General features: G+C 36.6%; 22 protein-coding genes and 1 tRNA gene. 13 read left to right on the forward strand and 10 right to left on the reverse strand.

Annotation, left to right across the window (positions count from 1 at the left end; all coding sequences use genetic code 11):
* The first annotated feature begins 24 nt into the window (after nucleotides 1-24).
* The 6 genes from LB454_RS10685 to LB454_RS10710 all read left to right on the forward strand — a co-directional run bounded on the left by LB454_RS10685 (nucleotide 25) and on the right by LB454_RS10710 (nucleotide 3,313).
* Nucleotides 25-114: transfer RNA gene (locus tag LB454_RS10685), tRNA-Ser, on the forward strand.
* 61 nt (nucleotides 115-175) lie between these two features.
* Complete coding sequence (locus LB454_RS10690; RefSeq protein ID WP_224464657.1) at nucleotides 176-967, forward strand: MotA/TolQ/ExbB proton channel family protein; 792 nt, start codon at nucleotides 176-178, stop codon at nucleotides 965-967.
* A gap of 5 nt (nucleotides 968-972) precedes the next feature.
* Nucleotides 973-1,407, forward strand: a complete 435-nt coding sequence (locus LB454_RS10695) for a hypothetical protein (protein ID WP_224464658.1) — start codon at nucleotides 973-975, stop codon at nucleotides 1,405-1,407.
* A gap of 2 nt (nucleotides 1,408-1,409) precedes the next feature.
* A complete protein-coding gene (locus tag LB454_RS10700) occupies nucleotides 1,410-2,024 on the forward strand; it encodes an ExbD/TolR family protein (protein ID WP_224464659.1) in 615 nt (204 codons plus the stop codon).
* Between the two features lie 12 nt (nucleotides 2,025-2,036).
* Nucleotides 2,037-2,519 (forward strand): ExbD/TolR family protein, encoded by a 483-nt coding sequence (locus LB454_RS10705; RefSeq protein WP_224464660.1) that lies wholly within the window; start codon nucleotides 2,037-2,039, stop codon nucleotides 2,517-2,519.
* A 95-nt stretch (nucleotides 2,520-2,614) separates the two neighbouring features.
* Nucleotides 2,615-3,313 carry a porin family protein gene (locus tag LB454_RS10710; RefSeq protein WP_224464661.1) on the forward strand — a complete coding sequence of 233 codons (699 nt, stop codon included), beginning with the start codon at nucleotides 2,615-2,617 and terminating at the stop codon, nucleotides 3,311-3,313.
* Between the two features lie 2 nt (nucleotides 3,314-3,315).
* On the opposite strand, the gene LB454_RS10715 is transcribed toward LB454_RS10710, so the two are convergent.
* From LB454_RS10715 to asnS, 4 genes are all read right to left on the reverse strand, one after another.
* Nucleotides 3,316-3,930 (reverse strand): hypothetical protein, encoded by a 615-nt coding sequence (locus LB454_RS10715; RefSeq protein WP_224464662.1) that lies wholly within the window; start codon nucleotides 3,928-3,930, stop codon nucleotides 3,316-3,318.
* A complete protein-coding gene (gene rpoN / locus LB454_RS10720; protein WP_224464663.1) occupies nucleotides 3,927-5,375 on the reverse strand; it encodes an RNA polymerase factor sigma-54 in 1,449 nt (482 codons plus the stop codon). Before rpoN ends, LB454_RS10715 begins: the two co-directional genes overlap by 4 nt.
* 73 nt (nucleotides 5,376-5,448) lie before the next feature.
* Nucleotides 5,449-6,327 carry an RluA family pseudouridine synthase gene (locus LB454_RS10725; protein ID WP_224464664.1) on the reverse strand — a complete coding sequence of 293 codons (879 nt, stop codon included), beginning with the start codon at nucleotides 6,325-6,327 and terminating at the stop codon, nucleotides 5,449-5,451.
* Nucleotides 6,314-7,756, reverse strand: a complete 1,443-nt coding sequence (gene asnS, locus LB454_RS10730) for an asparagine--tRNA ligase (protein WP_224464665.1) — start codon at nucleotides 7,754-7,756, stop codon at nucleotides 6,314-6,316. The genes LB454_RS10725 and asnS overlap by 14 nt, the downstream gene beginning before the upstream one ends.
* A gap of 162 nt (nucleotides 7,757-7,918) precedes the next feature.
* Here asnS and LB454_RS10735 point away from each other — a divergent pair, with 162 nt between their 5' ends.
* From LB454_RS10735 to LB454_RS14170, 3 genes are read left to right on the forward strand one after another with little or no spacing between them, the layout of a single operon-like run.
* Nucleotides 7,919-8,152, forward strand: a complete 234-nt coding sequence (locus tag LB454_RS10735; protein ID WP_224464666.1) for a FeoA family protein — start codon at nucleotides 7,919-7,921, stop codon at nucleotides 8,150-8,152.
* Nucleotides 8,145-10,247 carry a ferrous iron transport protein B gene (feoB, locus tag LB454_RS10740; protein ID WP_224464667.1) on the forward strand — a complete coding sequence of 701 codons (2,103 nt, stop codon included), beginning with the start codon at nucleotides 8,145-8,147 and terminating at the stop codon, nucleotides 10,245-10,247. Before LB454_RS10735 ends, feoB begins: the two co-directional genes overlap by 8 nt.
* 4 nt (nucleotides 10,248-10,251) lie before the next feature.
* The gene (locus LB454_RS14170; protein WP_262902780.1) at nucleotides 10,252-10,383 is read left to right on the forward strand and encodes a FeoB-associated Cys-rich membrane protein; all 132 of its coding nucleotides are present in this window, start codon (nucleotides 10,252-10,254) and stop codon (nucleotides 10,381-10,383) included.
* Between the two features lie 3 nt (nucleotides 10,384-10,386).
* On the opposite strand, the gene LB454_RS10750 is transcribed toward LB454_RS14170, so the two are convergent.
* Genes LB454_RS10750 through LB454_RS10765 form a run of 4 tightly spaced genes read right to left on the reverse strand, consistent with a single transcriptional unit; the run spans nucleotide 10,387 to nucleotide 13,210 of the window.
* The gene (locus LB454_RS10750) at nucleotides 10,387-10,944 is read right to left on the reverse strand and encodes a 5-formyltetrahydrofolate cyclo-ligase (RefSeq protein WP_224464668.1); all 558 of its coding nucleotides are present in this window, start codon (nucleotides 10,942-10,944) and stop codon (nucleotides 10,387-10,389) included.
* Nucleotides 10,937-11,917, reverse strand: a complete 981-nt coding sequence (locus LB454_RS10755) for a succinylglutamate desuccinylase/aspartoacylase family protein (RefSeq protein ID WP_224464669.1) — start codon at nucleotides 11,915-11,917, stop codon at nucleotides 10,937-10,939. The genes LB454_RS10750 and LB454_RS10755 overlap by 8 nt, the downstream gene beginning before the upstream one ends.
* Complete coding sequence (rimK, locus tag LB454_RS10760) at nucleotides 11,917-12,789, reverse strand: 30S ribosomal protein S6--L-glutamate ligase (protein ID WP_224464670.1); 873 nt, start codon at nucleotides 12,787-12,789, stop codon at nucleotides 11,917-11,919. The genes LB454_RS10755 and rimK overlap by 1 nt, the downstream gene beginning before the upstream one ends.
* The gene (locus LB454_RS10765) at nucleotides 12,779-13,210 is read right to left on the reverse strand and encodes an ATP-dependent zinc protease family protein (RefSeq protein WP_224464671.1); all 432 of its coding nucleotides are present in this window, start codon (nucleotides 13,208-13,210) and stop codon (nucleotides 12,779-12,781) included. The genes rimK and LB454_RS10765 overlap by 11 nt, the downstream gene beginning before the upstream one ends.
* Before the next feature lie 82 nt (nucleotides 13,211-13,292).
* Here LB454_RS10765 and LB454_RS10770 point away from each other — a divergent pair, with 82 nt between their 5' ends.
* Complete coding sequence (locus tag LB454_RS10770) at nucleotides 13,293-13,724, forward strand: tellurite resistance TerB family protein (RefSeq protein ID WP_224464672.1); 432 nt, start codon at nucleotides 13,293-13,295, stop codon at nucleotides 13,722-13,724.
* A gap of 17 nt (nucleotides 13,725-13,741) precedes the next feature.
* Here LB454_RS10770 and fbp read toward each other — a convergent pair whose 3' ends face one another.
* Nucleotides 13,742-14,758 carry a class 1 fructose-bisphosphatase gene (gene fbp, locus LB454_RS10775; protein ID WP_224464673.1) on the reverse strand — a complete coding sequence of 339 codons (1,017 nt, stop codon included), beginning with the start codon at nucleotides 14,756-14,758 and terminating at the stop codon, nucleotides 13,742-13,744.
* Between the two features lie 107 nt (nucleotides 14,759-14,865).
* On the opposite strand from fbp, the gene LB454_RS10780 reads away from it, so the two are divergent.
* From LB454_RS10780 to LB454_RS10790, 3 genes are read left to right on the forward strand one after another with little or no spacing between them, the layout of a single operon-like run.
* Nucleotides 14,866-15,339 (forward strand): GNAT family N-acetyltransferase, encoded by a 474-nt coding sequence (locus tag LB454_RS10780; RefSeq protein WP_224464674.1) that lies wholly within the window; start codon nucleotides 14,866-14,868, stop codon nucleotides 15,337-15,339.
* 8 nt (nucleotides 15,340-15,347) lie between these two features.
* On the forward strand, nucleotides 15,348-16,598 hold the full coding sequence (locus LB454_RS10785; RefSeq protein WP_224464675.1) for an aspartate kinase: 1,251 nt from the start codon (nucleotides 15,348-15,350) through the stop codon (nucleotides 16,596-16,598).
* Nucleotides 16,598-17,593 (forward strand): metal-dependent hydrolase, encoded by a 996-nt coding sequence (locus LB454_RS10790; protein WP_224464676.1) that lies wholly within the window; start codon nucleotides 16,598-16,600, stop codon nucleotides 17,591-17,593. Before LB454_RS10785 ends, LB454_RS10790 begins: the two co-directional genes overlap by 1 nt.
* Here LB454_RS10790 and LB454_RS10795 read toward each other — a convergent pair.
* Nucleotides 17,590-18,303, reverse strand: a complete 714-nt coding sequence (locus tag LB454_RS10795) for a hypothetical protein (RefSeq protein ID WP_224464677.1) — start codon at nucleotides 18,301-18,303, stop codon at nucleotides 17,590-17,592. The two genes, LB454_RS10790 and LB454_RS10795, sit on opposite strands and share 4 nt — an antisense overlap.
* Between the last annotated feature and the right edge of the window lie 132 nt (nucleotides 18,304-18,435).

Consider the following 18,435-nt stretch of genomic DNA (forward strand, 5'->3'; position numbering starts at 1 on the left):
ATTAGTTAACGTTCATTAATATCTAGAGAGGTGACCGAGCGGTCGAAGGTGTACGCCTGGAAAGCGTATGTTCCGATTGTATCGGAACCGAGGGTTCGAATCCCTTCCTCTCTGCTTTTACAAAAACAAACTAAAAATCATTAAACACTAATTATTAATTCTAAGACAGACAACAATGAAAAGATTATTTTCAATTTTAGCCATTTTAGCCATCATGGCAGTTGGTAACACAACTTTAACTGCGGCAAACACTTCTGATATTTTCACAGAAGCAGCTGTAAACTTTGTACAAGATGATGCAGAAGCTTCAGGAGCCGATGCTGAAGAAGAAAGTGTAGGTTTTCATCAGGAATTAAAAAAGCGTTTCATTGAAGGTGGTCCTGGGTTTATGGGGATTGTACTTCTTTGTTTAATTCTAGGGTTAGCAATTGCTTTCGAAAGAATTATATACTTAAACCTGGCAACAACCAACTCTAAGAAACTAGCTCAACAAGTTGAAGATGCCATGAAGAGTGGAGGTGTTGAAGCTGCTAAAGAGGTTTGCAGAAATACAAGTGGTCCTGTAGCCTCTATCTACTACCAAGGTCTGGACAGAATGGACGAAGGTGTTGAAGCTTCAGAAAAAGCAGTTGTTGCTTATGGTGGTGTTCAAATGGGACAACTTGAGAAAAATGTGTCTTGGGTATCTTTATTTATCGCACTTGCTCCAATGCTTGGTTTCATGGGTACGGTAATCGGTATGATTCAGGCTTTTGATAAAATTGAAGCAGCTGGTGATATGCAGCCTTCTTTAGTTGCAGGTGGTATTAAAGTAGCACTTCTTACAACCGTATTTGGTTTGATTGTAGCTATTATTCTTCAAGTCTTTTATAATTACATTATCGCAAAAATAGATAGTATTGTAAACGATATGGAAGATGCATCGATTACTCTTATCGATATCTTAGTAGCACATAAAAACAAATAATAAATATGAATAAAGCAATAAACATAGTAAAAATCGTCTTTGGAGTATTGGGAGCTATTCTCTTTGTGAGAATCCTCAACTCTGGAGATGATGCGATAGAAGCCGATGCGGCTTTGCAGACAAGTGTGTTGGCACCATTCATGTATGTGTCTTACATTATACTTGGAATTACAGTATTAGCAGTTTTAATATTTTCTATAAAGGCTCTATTTACAGGTAACGTAAAGAAAACCCTTATTTCTTTGGGATCATTTGTTCTCATTATTGCTATATCTTATGGAGTATCTAGTGGTACAGAAACCGCTTTGAGAGACGGGGACATGTTATCTGCAAGCGGCTCAAGATGGGTAAGTACAGGACTAACAGCATTTTATATACTAGCGGTTTTAGCAGTATTGGCTATGCTTGTATCTAGTGTAAGAAAAATTGTAACTAAATAATTATGGCAAAAAGATCAGCACCAGAGGTAAACGCTGGATCCATGGCGGATATAGCTTTCCTTCTGCTTATCTTTTTCTTGGTAACGACTACCATAGAGACGGATAGCGGGATTACAAGGAAACTGCCTCCTATAGATGACGAACAAGAGGATCCACCACCGTTGAAGGAACGAAATATTTTCATCGTTCTTGTTAATGCAAGTGGAGAATTATTTGTTGAAGATGAAAGAATGGAATTTCAGGATTTAAGACAATCTGCTATTGACTTCTTAGACAATGGTGGAGGTCAAGGTGACGAAGCATGTGACTATTGTCAAGGTGCCAAGGACCCCAAATCTTCTGATAATCCTGTAAAGGCTGTAATATCATTACAGAACGATAGAAAAACAGAATATGGACGCTACATCGCAGTTCAGAATGAACTTGTAGCTGCCTATAATGAATTAAGGGATAGAGAAGCAAACAGACTTTATAACACAGATTTTACCGATATGGAAGCTGCCTTTAATGATCCAGAGTATCAAGGGGATAAAGACAAGCTAAAAGAAAGAATTGGTGTGATTAAAGAATTGTTTCCACAGAAACTCTCTGAAGCTGAACCGAAAAAACGAAACTAAAATTGAACACTTATGTCAAAGTTTAAAAAGAAGGGTGATGGTGGAACTCCAGCGATTTCCACAGCCTCATTACCAGATATTGTTTTCATGCTTTTGTTCTTTTTTATGGTTGTAACTGTGATGAGAGATACATCACTTAAGGTTCAAAATATTTTGCCTTTTGCCGATCAAGTTGAGAAATTAGATAAGAAAAACCTAATCATGTATATCTATGCAGGTAAGCCCTCACCTAGATATCAAGAAACTTACGGTACAGAAGCTAGGATACAGTTGAACGATAAATACGCCAGTGTAAACGAAGTTCAACAGTTCATTAAAGAAGAACGTCAATCAAAACGTGAAGAATTACGTGATAAATTGACCACTGCCCTTAAAGTAGATAAAGAAACTAATATGGGTCTTGTGTCTGATATTAAGCAAGAACTTCGTAAAGTTGAAGCATTAAAAATTAATTACACGACCAAAGAAGGTGAAGCAACGCTTAATCTGGAGTAATTATTTTATAATAATTTTATTTTAAAGGCATTCCTCATCAGGAGTGCCTTTTTTATTTAAAGAAACCTAGTTAACTTTCCCTTTTTAATTCTTCGATGAAACTATTATATTTTTTTTGTTTACTCTTTCTGTTTACAAGCGTATTAGCACAGGATCAACTTTCCTGGCTCAGAGAGAATGAGTCTGATTCCTTGTACAGAGAGGATCAATTCTATGTGGGGTTTAGTTTTAATTTCCTCACCGAGCTTCCTTCAGAAGTCGACCAGTCAGGATTTTCAGGCGGACTTATTTTTGGATTTATAAGAGATATGCCAATTAACAAGAGGCGCAACTTGTCTATCGGTTTAGGTTTAGGCTTTAATTTGAATACTTTTGGTCAAACTCTTCAGATTAGGAGAGAAGGGAGCAATGATGTTTTTGAACCCATAGACCCGGATATAGATTACGATTCCAACCGTTTTACTACCAATTTAATTGAAGTCCCCTTAGAATTTAGATGGAGGTCTTCAGATGTAGATAAACTTTCATTCTGGAGAGTTTATCTTGGGGTCAACTTCGGATATGTATTAAGTTCTAAATCCGTTTACAGAAGTCCAGAAGAGCGTTATAGTTTTAGATCTATAAACGCTATTAATGACTTTAGAACAAGTGCAAAACTCACTTTTGGTTATGGAGCTGTCAATTTCTTTGCAGACCTGAGTCTTATCCCTGTTTTTGAAGGTCAAATTAATTCTTCTCAAGAGGAGGTAAGTATTAGACCCGTAAAAGTTGGTCTGACTTTCTTTTTCCTTTAAAATCAAACCCAATAGCTGAAAAAATAGAGTTGAGGGATGCAACCTGCTACAATACCCAAAAATACTTCAGGCAGAGTATGCGCTCTTTGGAAGAGTCTGGAAGAGCTCACGAGCCCAAGAAATAGTGCAAATAAGGTGATGGAAAACACCAGTGGCTCCTGGAACGATAAGCTTAACCCAACAATAAAACACAAAAGTCCACTGATGCCTAAGGCGTGCAGACTTATCTTCATTCGGAACATGCTAAAGAGAAGAGAAACCACGCCCGAAAATAAGATGCCAGAGAAAAAATAGAAAAGCGTCCTGTAATTGTATACGTCCAGAATGTTATTCAATAAGATAAGAACAAGTAGTATAAAAAACATCAGGAAAAATCGTCTCTCCTTTACATCCGATAAATTATAATCCTTGATGAGTTTGAGGTTCTTTGCTATAAATAAAAAGACGATAGGCAAGAATATGGTCAAAATGCTAACAGCCATAAGTTTGGCAGTAATAATTTGTTGATCTAAATAATTTGGGATGGCATAGAAGTAAAACAAGCAACCTGCAATTGGCATCCAAAGGGGATGGCCTAAAATAGAGAGGAACTTAGAAAATTGTTCTACAGCTCTCATATTTCTTTTCTCAATCTCGCAACAGGTACATCTAGCTGCTCTCTATATTTAGCGATAGTTCTTCTAGCTATAGGATAACCTTTTTCTTTTAGAATCTGAGCCAGTTTAGCATCAGTATGCGGTTTTTTCTTATCTTCAGATTCAATGGTCATTTCTAGTATTTTCTTGATTTCTCTGGTCGACACATCTTCACCTTCTTCATTTTTCATCGATTCGGAAAAGAAGCTTTTAATCAGGAAAGTTCCATAAGGAGTTTCCACGTATTTGCTGTTGGCTACACGTGATATAGTACTGATGTCCATATTAATTTTTTCAGCGATATCTTTAAGAATCATCGGTCTTAGTGTTCTTTCGTCGCCTGTTAGGAAATACTCTTCCTGATGCATCATTATGGCATACATAGTTGAATATAGCGTCTCCTGCCTTTGTTTTATAGCGTCTATAAACCATTTGGCAGAATCTAACTTTTGCTTGATAAAGAAGACAGCTTCTTTTTGTTCTTTGGTTTTAGTTTTGGCTTCCTTGTAGCCTTTTAGCATATTTGAATAATCTCTTGAAATATGCATTTCTGGCGCATTTCTTCCATTTAATGTAAGTTCTAATTCACCATTTTTGATGTGAATGGCAAAATCTGGGATGACGTGTTCCACAGATTTGGTGTTTCCAGAATATGAAGCTCCGGGTTTAGGGTTTAAATGCTCTATCTCTTCGATAGCATCCTTTAATTTTTCTTCAGAAATACCGAACTTTTGGAGCAATTTGTCATAATGTTTTTTGCTGAATTTGTCAAAAGCCTCATCGATTATCCTGTAAGCCAGACTCACGCTTTCTGTCTTGTCTTTTCGTTGTAGCTGTATCAGTAAACATTCTCTTAAATCTCTAGCGCCAACTCCAGCTGGGTCCAGAGATTGTACAATCTTTAGCGCTTTTTTTACAGACTCTTCGTCGGTATAGATATTTTGAGTAAAGGCCAGGTCGTCAACTATATCAATCAAAGACCGTCTGATGTAACCACTATCATCAACACTACCAACAAGAAAATAGGCAATATCCTCTTGATCACCTCTGAAGGTATAGGTCTGTAATTGATTTTTTAGGAACTGAGAAAATGAGGTGCCAGATGCATAAGGTACTTGTTTGTCTTCATCATCTGCACTGTAATTATTAGCCTTTAGCTTGTAGTTTGGAATCTCATCATCACTCAAGTAATCATCTACGTCAAACTCAGTTTCAATGACATCATGATCGTCTTCATCAGATTCATTTTTGAATTCATCTTCAAATTCATCTTTTTCTTTACCAGCATCCAATGCAGGATTCTCCTCATATTCCTGTTTCACTCTTTGTTCAAATGCCAAAGTAGGCAGCTGTATCAACTTCATCAACTGTATTTGTTGCGGTGATAGCTTTTGAGATAATTTAAGGTTAAGCCTTTGTTTTAGCATGGTTTCAAATCAATAATTTATGCTGAAATTGTTTTTTAGATGATGTTCAGTACTAGAACTCAAATCTAAAATTTTACTTCAACTCATTCATAAATTTAACGAATTTATGTGGGAACTCGGTTTGAATCGTTAAGCTTTCTCGAGTTTTGGGATGAATAAAATGAACCGAACTAGCATGAAGAAGTAATTGCTGATGCTTTTCTGATGATCCGTAGTCTTTATCTCCCACAATAGGATGTCCTTCTGAAGATAAATGAATCCTTAGCTGATGCGTACGTCCTGTTTCTGGCAACAAATTGACCAAACTAAAATCTTTATTATTTTTCTGAAATCTATTTTCAACTCGAAATCTAGTCAGGCTCTGCTTCCCCTCAATAGGTGAACTGAATTTACCTTCAGTTATTTTCAAATGCCCTTCAGCAATTGCAATGTACTGTTTCTGAATTTTTTTCTGTTCAAACAACACCGAAAGCAATGTTTTTGCTGAAGTGGTTTTAGAAACAAGTAAGACTCCAGAGGTGGGATTGTCCAGTCTGTGAACAGTTTGAGGGTAGGGTAATTTATCTTTTTCTGAAGACGGTTTTATATTGAAAGGTAAAGCATTTTCTATGGTTTTAAAGTAATTGCCATTAGTTGGATATCCGCTTGGTTTATCAATGACAGCCAAATGTTCATCTTCAAATATTACCTTAAGCTGAAGCTGGAAAACTTTCTTCTTCTGCTTAATTTCTTCAGCATAAAGTTTTAAAACCTGACCATTTTCAATCCAGTCTGAAGTTTGAGCTATCTTCCCATTCAAAGAGATAAGCTCCTTTTTAATGCTTTTTTTTAAAGCATTCCTACTCCGTATAGATTCAAAAATTGAAATTCCATATTCCTGAAGTCTTATTTTTCCTTCAAGCTGTTCAACCACATGCTTCTCAATGCAGGTTTTAGAATTAAAATTCTGCATTTTGTGGAGTTCTTGGATAAGGAATTACGTCTCTAATGTTGGACATTCCCGTTGCAAAAAGAACCAAACGCTCAAACCCGAGTCCAAATCCTGAGTGTTTACAGGTGCCTAGTTTTCTGGTTTCCAGATACCACCACAATTCTTTTTCGTCGACGCCGAGTTCTTTCATTTTGGAAAGTAATACATCATAGCGCTCTTCCCTTTGAGAGCCTCCTACAATCTCTCCAATACCAGGGAAAAGCACATCCATGGCTCTTACGGTTTTTCCATCATCATTTAGACGCATGTAAAAGGCTTTGATATCTGCTGGATAATCGTATAAAACTACTGGACATCCAAAGTGTTTTTCGACAAGATAGCGCTCATGCTCACTTTGTAAGTCAGCTCCCCATTCTTCAATGATGTAGTTGAATTTTTTCTTTTTATTTGGCTTGGAGTTTCTTAAGATTTCAATGGCCTCAGTATAAGACACCCGCTTGAAATTATTTTTTAAGACAAAGTTTATTTTTTCTCTTAGTGGCATTGGAGATCTGTCTTTTTCTGGTTTGGACTTTTCCTCCTGTAAAAGTCTGTTTTCCAAAAATTCCAAATCTGCCTTGCAATGTTCAGAAACATAATTTAATACATACTGGATAAAGTCCTCTGCCAAATCTATGTTTCCTTCGAGGTCACAAAAAGCGACTTCAGGTTCTATCATCCAGAATTCCGCAAGATGTCTAGAGGTATTGGAATTTTCTGCTCTGAAGGTTGGTCCAAATGTATAGACCTTTCCAAGTCCCAGGGCATAGGTTTCAGCTTCTAGTTGGCCACTTACCGTAAGATTGGTTTCTTTACCAAAAAAGTCTTTAGAAAAGTCGACCTCTCCAGCTTCATTGGTAGGAACCTTTTTTAAATCAAGGTTGGTTACTTTAAACATTTCGCCAGCACCTTCAGCATCGCTACCTGTTATGATAGGTGTGTTAACGTAGTAGAATCCGTTGTTATTAAAATATTGATGTACTGCAAAAGCCAGTTTAGACCTTACTCTCATTACCGCTCCGAAGGTATTGGTTCTTACTCTCAAGTGGGCTTGCTCTCTAAGCTTTTCCATGGAGTGTTTCTTGGGCTGAAGTATAGTTTTTTTCACATCTTCCGGGTCTGCATGGCCTAAGATCTCAACGGTTTTTACATCCAATTCCACACGTTGTCCTTTCCCTTCACTTTCTTTTAGGGTGCCGGTGACCGAGATGGCTGCTCCGGTGGTAATGCTCTTTAAAGTGTCTTCTTCCGTATTTTCAAAATCTACAACACATTGTAAATTATCTAAGCAGGAGCCGTCGTTTAGCGCTATAAAACGATTGCTTCGAAAGGCTCTTACCCATCCGTTTACCTTGTATTCCTGTAATATGTGATCAGTTTCTAGAAGTTCAACTACTTTTTTTGTCAGCATTTTTGAATAAGTTTATGAAAGCAGCAAAGTTAGTTTTTTCCATAAGGCTTTACAACAGCTTTATGAAATTGCATTCGAAAATTCATTTTGAATTTTTTATCATTCGAATAGCTTCAATTTAAATGAAAGCTTCTTACTTTTGTTTAAAATTAATCTAAATAGATGACGACTATCGCTAGTTTGAAGAAAGGACAACGAGCCATCATTGGGGAAATGAATTCTGAAGAAATACCACTTAAGTTACTTGAAATGGGCTGTTTACCTGGTAATGAGGTAGAATTGATTCAGGTAGCACCTTTCAAAGATCCACTCTATTTAAATATTAATGATACCTTTCTCTCAATCAGAAAAGACACTGCAAGACTTATTAATGTTGAACTGATTGAGGATGAGTAAGCAGATAAATGTTGCACTAGTCGGCAATCCTAACACAGGAAAGACTTCAGTATTTAATAACCTAACGGGATTAAATCAGAAAGTTGGTAACTACCCAGGGATTACTGTAGAGAAAAAAGAAGCGGTTATCAAGTTATCTCGAAATCTAAAAGCTCATATTTTAGATTTGCCTGGCACTTATAGCTTAAACGCTACTTCGCTCGATGAGAATGTTGTGATAGAATTACTTCTCAATAAAAATGACAAAGACTACCCAGATGTCGTGGTAGTGGTTAGTGATATTGAGAACTTAAAACGAAATCTTTTACTTTTTACTCAAATAAAAGATTTGGGCTTGCCTACTATTTTAGCCATTAATATGGCAGACCGTATGGATAGAAAAGGCATTCAACTCGATATTGATTTACTCGAAAAGCGACTGAATACAAAAGTAAATTTGATAAGTGCTCGAAAAAATGAAGGATTTGATGCCTTGAAGCAATCAATTAGTGCATATCAAAATATTTCTTTAGAACCCTGTCTCGACGCCTCTTCAATTGATAAAACTTATTTTGAATCTTTACAAAAAGCATATCCCGATCAAGACTTGTATAAACTCTGGTTAGTTATCACTCAGGACGTTAATTTCGGTAAGACCAATCGAAATAGGATTTCTTCTGAAAGTGGTTTCAAGCCAAAATCAGATTCAGAGATAAAACAACTTCAGCAGAAAGAAACGATAAAACGTTATCAGTTTATTAACAATACTCTGAAAGAGACCCTGACCAAAGATTTGGCTTTAGCTACTGGTCTTCGGGCTAAAATTGATCGCCTTTTGATTCATAAGGTTTGGGGATACGTTATATTCCTGTCTATCTTATTTTTAATTTTTCAAACGATTTACGATTGGTCCACCTATCCAATGGATTTGATCGATGAAACATTTTTGGTATTAAGTGAATTTGTAAAGGATAATTTCCCTGCAGGGATGCTTTCAGATTTAATTTCTGAAGGGGTTATTCCTGGAATAGGAGGGATTGTCATTTTTGTTCCACAAATCGCATTTTTGTTCTTATTTATCTCCATCCTCGAAGAAACTGGCTACATGAGTCGTGTTGTGTTCTTAATGGATAGAGTCATGCGCAAATTTGGCATGAGTGGAAAAAGTGTTGTACCTCTTGTGTCTGGTACAGCCTGTGCTATACCCGCAGTCATGGCTGCAAGAAATATTGAAAGCTGGAAAGAACGGTTAGTGACAATTCTGGTTGTTCCGTTTACAACCTGCTCTGCCAGACTTCCTGTTTATCTTATTATTATCAGTTTAGTCATACCCAACGAGCGTTGGCTTGGGCTTTTCAATTACCAAGGGATCACTTTGATGTTATTGTATTTACTTGGTTTTGGAACTGCAGTGGCTTCCGGATGGTTGGCCAGTAAAATGCTAAAAATTGACTTCAAATCTTATTTTGTAGTTGAAATGCCAGATTATAAGCTACCTATTTTTAAGAATGTGGTCTATACTGTTGTTGAGAAAACAAAATCTTTCGTCTTTGGTGCTGGTAAAATTATTTTGGCTATATCCATTATACTATGGGTTTTAGCTAGTTATGGTCCAACCGATAAATTTGATAATGCAGATGACATTGTAAAATCTTCAACGGATCTTTCCAGGGTCACAGATGAGGAATTGGAGACCGAAATTTCTTCTTTCAAGCTGAAGCATTCTTACATAGGCTATGCAGGAAAGGCCATCGAACCAATTGTTACTCCTTTGGGATATGATTGGAAGATTGGGATTGCTATCATAAGTTCCTTTGCAGCTAGAGAGGTTTTTGTCGGGACTTTGGCAACAATTTACAGTGTAGGTAATGAAGATGAGCAAACCATTAAAAGCAGAATGTCTGCCGAGACCAATCCTATACTTGGAGGACCATTATTTACATTTGCCAGTGGAATAAGCTTACTCTTATTTTATGCATTTGCCATGCAATGTATGAGTACTCTGGCAATTGTGAAAAAAGAAACAGGCACCTGGAAATGGCCATTGGTTCAATTATTTGGGATGTCTGGCTTTGCTTATGTCGTCGCTTTAATTGCTTTTCAAGCTTTAAAATAAAATTATGTTACAAGAAATTATTGTTCTTATTATTTTTCTAATCGCGACAGGTTATTTGGTAAAAAAATTCTTTTTTAAATCCAAGAAGAGTAGCAGCTCTGTCTGTGGTTCAAGTCAGTGTGGTTGTAAAGACTAATTCCTAAAACTTTAAAATCCTGTTGGGAGTTACAACGTAATCTAGCTTGACGTCATGCTTAGAAACTTTGATGGGTTCTTCTTCAGGCATGAAAAAAGATAATCCAATTTTGAGTGTTTCTGGTCGACAATTGGATAGGAACTTATCATAAAAGCCTTTTCCATAACCAATTCTATTTCCTCTATTATCGTAAGCCAGCAATGGCATAAATACTACATCAAGTTGTTGCGTGTCTATTTTTATTCCGTTTTCAGGTTCGGGGATGCCCCATTTACTGGGAACCAATCTTGTACTATCAGTGAGTAAGAAATGTTCTAATTCATCATTCTTTACTTTTGGAATGACCACGTTTCCGTCTTTGCCAAAAATGATTTGTAGAAGGTATTCTGTGTTGATTTCCTTATGCTTTTCTATAGTTAAGAATAAATGATAAAACTCCAGTTCCCAAATATCAAGTTCTAAAGCCTGATTGGCAATTTTAAGACTCATCTCCTCGATTTGTGAGGGCAATAAGTCTTCTCTTAAAGCTTTATACTTATCTCTCAAGACCGTTTTATCCATGGTTGTCTTCCTTCGATATATGAAATATAGCATCGCCCTGGTAGACGATAGGCGACTGGTTGGCATTGATAATGTAGCCATGATTACTTGCCTTTACTTTATGTCTAAAACTGCCATAGGGATCAGTAATCGTGGCTACAAACTCTCCTTTCTCGACCAGTTTTCCAATCGGGATTTTTATATGAAGCAAACCACTGTACTTGGCTCGCATCCAGTAAGTGCTGGAAATGAATTTTGTATTTTCTTCAGGGTCTTCTACATCAAAATTAGAATTCAACATGTCAAAATGCTTCATGATGCGTTTAAGTCCATCCACTCCGTATTTTGATATCTCTTTGTTATTGTCTTTAGACTTCCCACCCTCAAAAAGCAAAACCGTTTTACCTTGCTTTACGCAAGTCATCCTGTAAGAATTTTTGATGGTTGAAGAATAGACCGTAAAGGGCGCATTAAAGATTTTTGCCAGTTCCTCGCCTCTTTCATCGCTTTTATCGATCCGGATTTGGGCAGCATTAAATCTACTGGCACCTCCTGTATGAAAATCAAAACAATAGTCTGCCACGGGAAGAATTTCAGAGGAAAATTGATGAGCAAATCTGCTGGCAAGAGCTCCTTTTTTGGATCCTGGGAACATGCGGTTCAAATCCCTTCCATCCGGAAATTCTCTGGTCATGTTCAAAAAACCAAATACATTAAGTACAGGCACACAAATTATAGTTCCTCTGCTAGGCTTATTTATTCCCTTGGAAATAAATTGCCTCACGGCTTCAACACCATTGATTTCATCTCCGTGAATCCCGGCTGTAATGAGTAAAACTGGACCAGGCTTTTTTGCTCTTTCTATAATAACAGGAACTTCTACCAAAGTGGTAGTATAGAGCTTTGCTGTGTTAAAATTTATTCTTGCTTTTTCTCCGGGGAATACTTTTCTATCGAGAATGTGGAGAACATTTTTAGAATCTATGTGCGGCATTACACATTTTTTTCGATGTATTGAATAATGGATCTTGCTATGTCTTTTCCAGTGGCTTTTTCTATACCTTCCAGACCTGGAGATGAATTGACTTCAAGGATCAAAGGGCCTCTGGAACTTTGCAAAAGGTCAACCCCTGCAACGCCAAGGCGCATGGCTTTAGCTGCTTTGATAGCCGCAATTTCTTCTTCATCTGTCAGTTCAATCACTTCTGCCGAACCGCCCTGATGTAAGTTGGAACGAAACTCTCCTTCTTTTCCTTGTCTTTTCATCGCACCAACGACGTGACCATCTACTACAAATACACGGATGTCGGCTCCTTTGGCTTCTTTGATGAATTCCTGAACGATAACTCTTGCTTGCAAACCATTGAAGGCTTCAATAACAGATTTCGCCGCATTTTTAGTTTCTGCCAACACTACACCTAGACCTTGCGTGCCTTCCAGAAGTTTGATCACCAAAGGTGTTCCGCCAACTTGTTGTATTACTCCATTTACGTCTCTGGAATAATTGGTAAAAACTGTTTTCGGTAAACCGATTTTCGCTCTAGAAAGTACTTGTAGACTCCTTAGTTTATCTCTACTTCTTACCAAAGCTTCAGAATCTATAGTGCTAAAAGCTCCCATCATTTCAAACTGTCTCACCACAGCAGTCCCATAAAATGTAACGGATGCACCAATTCTGGGTATAATCGCATCAGTATCCAGGATGTACTCCCCTTTATAATAAATATTCGGGTTTCGCTTTTCTATGACTAAATCACACTTGAGCGGATCTATGACTTGTACGTCATGCTTTCTCTTTTTGGCAGCTTCTACAAGTCGCTTTGTTGAGTAAAGATTTGCGTTTCTAGATAAGATTTTAATGTTCATGGTGCTGGGTGTTATGCGATAAGTCCTTTAGTTCTGGGTCTACTATAAATTTTTTATTTAGAAATTTCCTTCCGAGAAGTACTGGGTATTTCATTTCTTTTCTATTGCTCAAAGAAAGTGAAATTTTATAAACTTTTCCAAAGATTTCAATCTTTGATTTTATTTCATATCTACTTTGTGCAATACCATTGCTGCTTTTTACACGTATTTTGTTGTAATCTTTGAAAATGAAGGGTTTATTGTTGTATTCTGGGTGTTCTTTATCCAAAAAGGTACAGTGCAAACCATCTTCTTTTTCCTCCATATTTTCACAATGTATAGAGGAGGTATAGGCTCCCGTATCTATTTTGATAGAGATGTCTTTTAAGTTCAGTTCAGGAAAATCAGCTTTATCCAATCTTCCAATAATTTTTTTCTTCATATCTATGCAAATTACAAAAATGAAATTCAACAGAAATTCCAGGCGAAATTAATATTATATTTATCATTAAAAACATTAAAAAATGTCAGCAGAAGATTTTTACGAAAACATAAGAGCCTCTACAAAATTAAATCACTTTGCAAACCTTGTAAATCTTGCAGCTATTGATGGCGACATCAAACCCATAGAGGAAAAGCTTCTTAAGAGGTTTTCCAAAAAGTTTGATGTCTCAAAACAAGATTATGAGCGAATTCTAGAAAATCCTGCTTCTTTTCCTGTATATGCGATCAACTCAAAAACACAGCGTCTAGAATTTCTGTTTGATTTACTCCGTATCATCTACGTCGATAATGAAATGGACGAGACCGAAGAATTTTTGATTTTAAAATATGCAGTGGGTCTGGGTTTTTCTGAAGATCATGCACTAGAAATCATCGAAAAATCCAAAAAATTATTCGAAAACAACTTCTCTTTTGACCTCTATCATCATTTTATAGAATCTGAAGACTTTTAAGTATCAAGTCAACTTGATTACTGGTTAGGATGAGCTGCTTTCATAAAGGATTCAGCCTTATCCACCATATTTTTACTTCCACAGAAAAAGGGAACGCGTTCATGGAGTTCAGTCGGTTTTATATCGAGAATCCTTTGGAAGCCGTCAGAAGCTTTGCCGTTGGCCTGTTCTGCGATAAATGCTATGGGATTACATTCGTATAGTAACCTTAATTTACCTTTTTCCGCACTGGAACTTTTAGGATACATATAAATGCCGCCTTTGATCATATTTCTATGAAAATCTGACACCAAAGATCCGATGTATCTCGATGTATAAGGATCTTTGTCGCGTTGTGCCTGGCAGTATTTGATGTAGTCTTTTACGCCTTGCGGGAAGTGGATGTAATTGCCTTCGTTAATAGAATAAATTTTGCCATCTTCAGGGAACTTCATGTCGGGATGTGATAAATAATAAGTGCCGATGGCAGGGTTGAGTGTAAATCCATTTACGCCGTGTCCTGTTGTGTAAACCAGCATGGTAGAGGTTCCATAAATGATGTAACCAGCAGCTACCTGTTGGTTGCCAGGCTGAAGGAAATCTTCCATTTCCACAGGCTGCCCAACAGGAGTTACTCGCCTGTAAATTGAAAAAATGGTTCCTACAGAAACATTCACGTCTATATTGGAACTGCCGTCCAGCGGATCCATGAGAACAACGTATTTGTTTTTATGATCTTTATTATTTCCTTGAATGGTGATGTAATTGTCATTTTCTTCTGAAGCTATCCCGCAGACAATTTCACGATTGATGAGAGTTTGTATAAAAGTTTCGTTGGCGTAAACATCCAGTTTTTTTTGGTCTTCACCCTGAATATTCTTTCCTCCATAATCGCCAACAATATCTACTAGGCCTGCTTTGTTAACTTCGTGGTTTACCACTTTTGCGGCTAATCTGATGGAGTTGATAAGTCTGGAGAGCTCGCCAGAAGTATATTTAAAGGATTGTTGATTTTCAATAATAAACTCACCAAGAGTTTGATTGTGTTCTTTCATAACGAAAACGTTGTAGTTGACGCAAAAATAGAAAATTTCATAAAGTGGTTATCAAATTCATTCGATTTAATTCTGACTTGACTATTTTTACTCAAAAATTTCGTGAAATGGATTTCAAGGTAAGATTTGCCACTCCAGAGGACCTGGAAGATATGTTGGAACTCATCCAAGAGTTGGCTGTTTATGAAAACGAACCCGATGCAGTTCAGGTTACATTAGATGACCTTTATCGCTATGGTTTTGGTGATAAAGCGATTTATAAATGCTTTGTAGCGGAGGTGAATTCTAAGGTGGTAGGAATGGCTTTGTTTTATTCCAGATTTTCTACCTGGAAAGGCGAGACCGTCCATCTAGAAGATCTTATCGTAACCAAATCTATGCGAAGCAAATCTGTTGGTAAAGCTCTTTTTGAATCTGTTATAATGTATGCTAAAACGCATAAGATCAAACGGATGGAATGGGTAGTCCTGGATTGGAATACCAATGCCATAGACTTTTACGAAAAGTACGGTGCTACAGTGTTCAAAGAATGGAGAACCGTTCAACTCAATGAAGATCAAATTAATCAAATCAATTCATAAGCATAAAAATGCAGGTATATAAATTTGGAGGAGCATCTGTAAAAGATGCCAAAGGAGTAAGAAATGTTGCTAAAGTTTTAGAAACTACAGACCCAAAACAAAAGGTAGTTGTGATCTCAGCCATGGGAAAAACAACCAATAAATTGGAAAATATCATATCGCTTTATTTTGAAAAGAGCAGTGCACTTCCTGAAGCTATTACAGCATTGAAACAGGATCACTACGAGATTCTCGATGATTTGTTTGAGGAGGCATCTCACCCTGCCTATACTAAAACCAATTACTTTTTTGATGAGTTATCCATCTTTTTTGATAGAAATAAATCTCCAAATTACGATTTTGTTTACGATCAGGTGGTTGGGTTTGGAGAGTTAATCAGTACAAGTATTGTGAGCTATTATCTCAAATCTGTAGGCATAGAAAATGTTTGGCACGATTGCAGAAATCTTGTGGATACAGATAGCACTTACCGGGATGCGGATGTCAACTGGGAAAATACTCAACAGAAAATTCTAAATCATATCAACGAAGAGGAGTTGAGTATTACGCAAGGTTTCATCGGTTCAGACGCCAATAACTTTACTACCACTTTGGGTCGTGAAGGTTCAGATTACACAGCTGGTATTTTTGCTTATTGTCTTAATGCTGAAAATGTCACGATTTGGAAAGATGTACCAGGAGTTCTGAACGGAGATCCCAATGTGTTTGAAAATACAAGTCTTTTGGAACAAATCTCTTACGAAGAAGCTATTGAATTAGCCTTTTACGGAGCGTCTGTCATCCACCCTAAAACTCTTCAACCTCTTCAGCAAAAAGAGATTCCGTTGTTTGTGAAATCTTTTTACAATCCAAAAGATCAGGGTACGAAAGTTGGCAAAGGGAAATTATTGAACCCATTGCTGCCTTGCTACATCGTAAAAAAAGACCTGGTATTTCTTTCGCTTTCTACTTTGGATTTCTCCTTTTTTGTAGAAGAAAACATCAGTGAGGTTTTTGCTTTGTTTCACAAGCATCAGATCAAAGTGGATTTGATTCAAAATTCAGCAATTAGCTTTTCAGTGTGTGTGGATAATAAATTCAAAAATGTTGATAAGCTTATTGAGATTTTGAAAGCAAAATTCAAAGTCGACCATCAAAAAGGAGTCTCTTTATTTACCATCAGGCATTATGACGATGAGGCTATCCAGCGTATAGAAAAAGATAAAACTGTATTATTGAAACAATTACATAAGGAAACCATCCAATTTGTAACGGCTTAATGGATTCGCTAACGCAAATCGTCCTCGGTGCAGCAGTTGGGGAAGTAGTTTTGGGACGAAAAGTCGGGAACAAAGCCATGATTTATGGAGCTATTGCTGGAACCATTCCAGATTTGGATGTGTTTGTCGGTAACTTTTACGACACAGTAACAGCATTAGAAATTCACAGGGGCTTTTCTCATTCCTTAGTATTTTCAGTTTTAGCGGCTCCAATATTCGGTTTTCTTATATCCAAAATTCATAGGGAGGCCAACTGGTTAGACTGGTCTAAACTCATGTTCTGGGGCTTTTTCACTCACCCTCTTTTGGATTGTTTTACAACCTGGGGAACGCAATTGTTCTGGCCTTTGGATTTAAGAATAGCGCTTAAAACCATTTTTGTCATCGATCCACTTTACACGCTGCCTTTTTTAGTGTGTTTGATTGCAGCCTCTCGATTTAAAAGAACAGCTGAAAAACGTCGTAAATTGAATCGGTGGGGGCTAGTTCTAAGTTCAGGGTATCTAGCGATAAGTCTGATCTTGAAATTGATCACCTTTTACAAATTTGAAAACGCTCTTCAGCAGCAAAATATTTCTTACTCTGAGATAGAAACTAAGCCAACACCTTTCAACACCTTGCTCTGGTCTGCCAATGTGAAAACCGAAAATGACTTTCTTATTGCAGAATATTCACTATTTGATACACAGCCTATCGAATTTAGAGCTTATCCAAAGCAGCATGAGATGATAGACCATTTAAAAAATTATGAGAATTTAAATCGATTGATTGGTGTGACTCAAGGCTGGTATACAATTACTGAAAAACAAAATCATTTTTATCTGAATGACTTAAGATTTGGCTTGATAAGTTTAAATCCAGATGCTGAAAAATTTGCGTTTAGTTATAAGCTGGAAGAGAAAAACAACAGTTTACAAATTACTGAAGAACCCAAAGACAGGGGGGATGCTCAAAAGCTGTTGTCCGAACTATGGTTGAGGTTGAAAGGAAATTAATTGTCCGTCAGTTCAACAAGGTTTATTTTTTCTTCGTTTATAATGCGTTTTTTTAGAACAAAAGCAGCATCCGGATGATCTTTATAAACCGTTTCCTTATCCAGCGTATCATTTTTGTAGACGTATAAATAAGATTGAGAAGGATCAACTTTAAGCATAGATAGATGCGGAATTTTAGTTTCTTTTTTTACAAAGGGTAAATACCCTGGAAGTTTTTCATTCCTTATGCGTTGATTTATAGTCATGTTTTGAGCAACAGACTCTATAAACTTTAATTCATTTTCTCTATAATATCTTTCTTTTGAATCGAGACTATTCCAATAGTTGATAAGGGCATTGTACTGGTCCAGCACATTTTGATCCACCTCAATTCCATTATAATTAGTGATGGTTTTACGTTGAAGATTAATGAGCTGAACAGGAGTTGACCTAATTTGGTATTTAATATTTTCAATACTATTTTCAGACACTGAAGAGTTGACTATGAGCGTAACCGATGGGAATAAATTACCCTCAAGATCAAACTCATTGAGTAACTGATTCACAGTTTTATGCACAAGATCAATAGGAACTGTATCCTTATCTATAAGCGTTTGATTATCATTTAAAATTTCAATAATAGCTACTGTTTCAATTTTATTGCTATCTTGTGCATTAGAGTTTATGGTAAGAAAAAATAGTATGCTTAAAAAAAGGAGATTAGATTTCATAATAAATATTTGAACAAAAATAGTCAAAAACAAGCAAAACCAATCTTACATTTAAAACGTAAATACATATAATTAAGTTGGTTAGTTAAATTTATTTGATAAAAACAGACTTGATAAATTTGAATAGCTTAA

Origin of the sequence: Psychroflexus montanilacus, from assembly GCF_020164535.1 — a bacterium.
GTDB classification, from domain to species: Bacteria; Bacteroidota; Bacteroidia; order Flavobacteriales; family Flavobacteriaceae; genus Psychroflexus; species Psychroflexus montanilacus.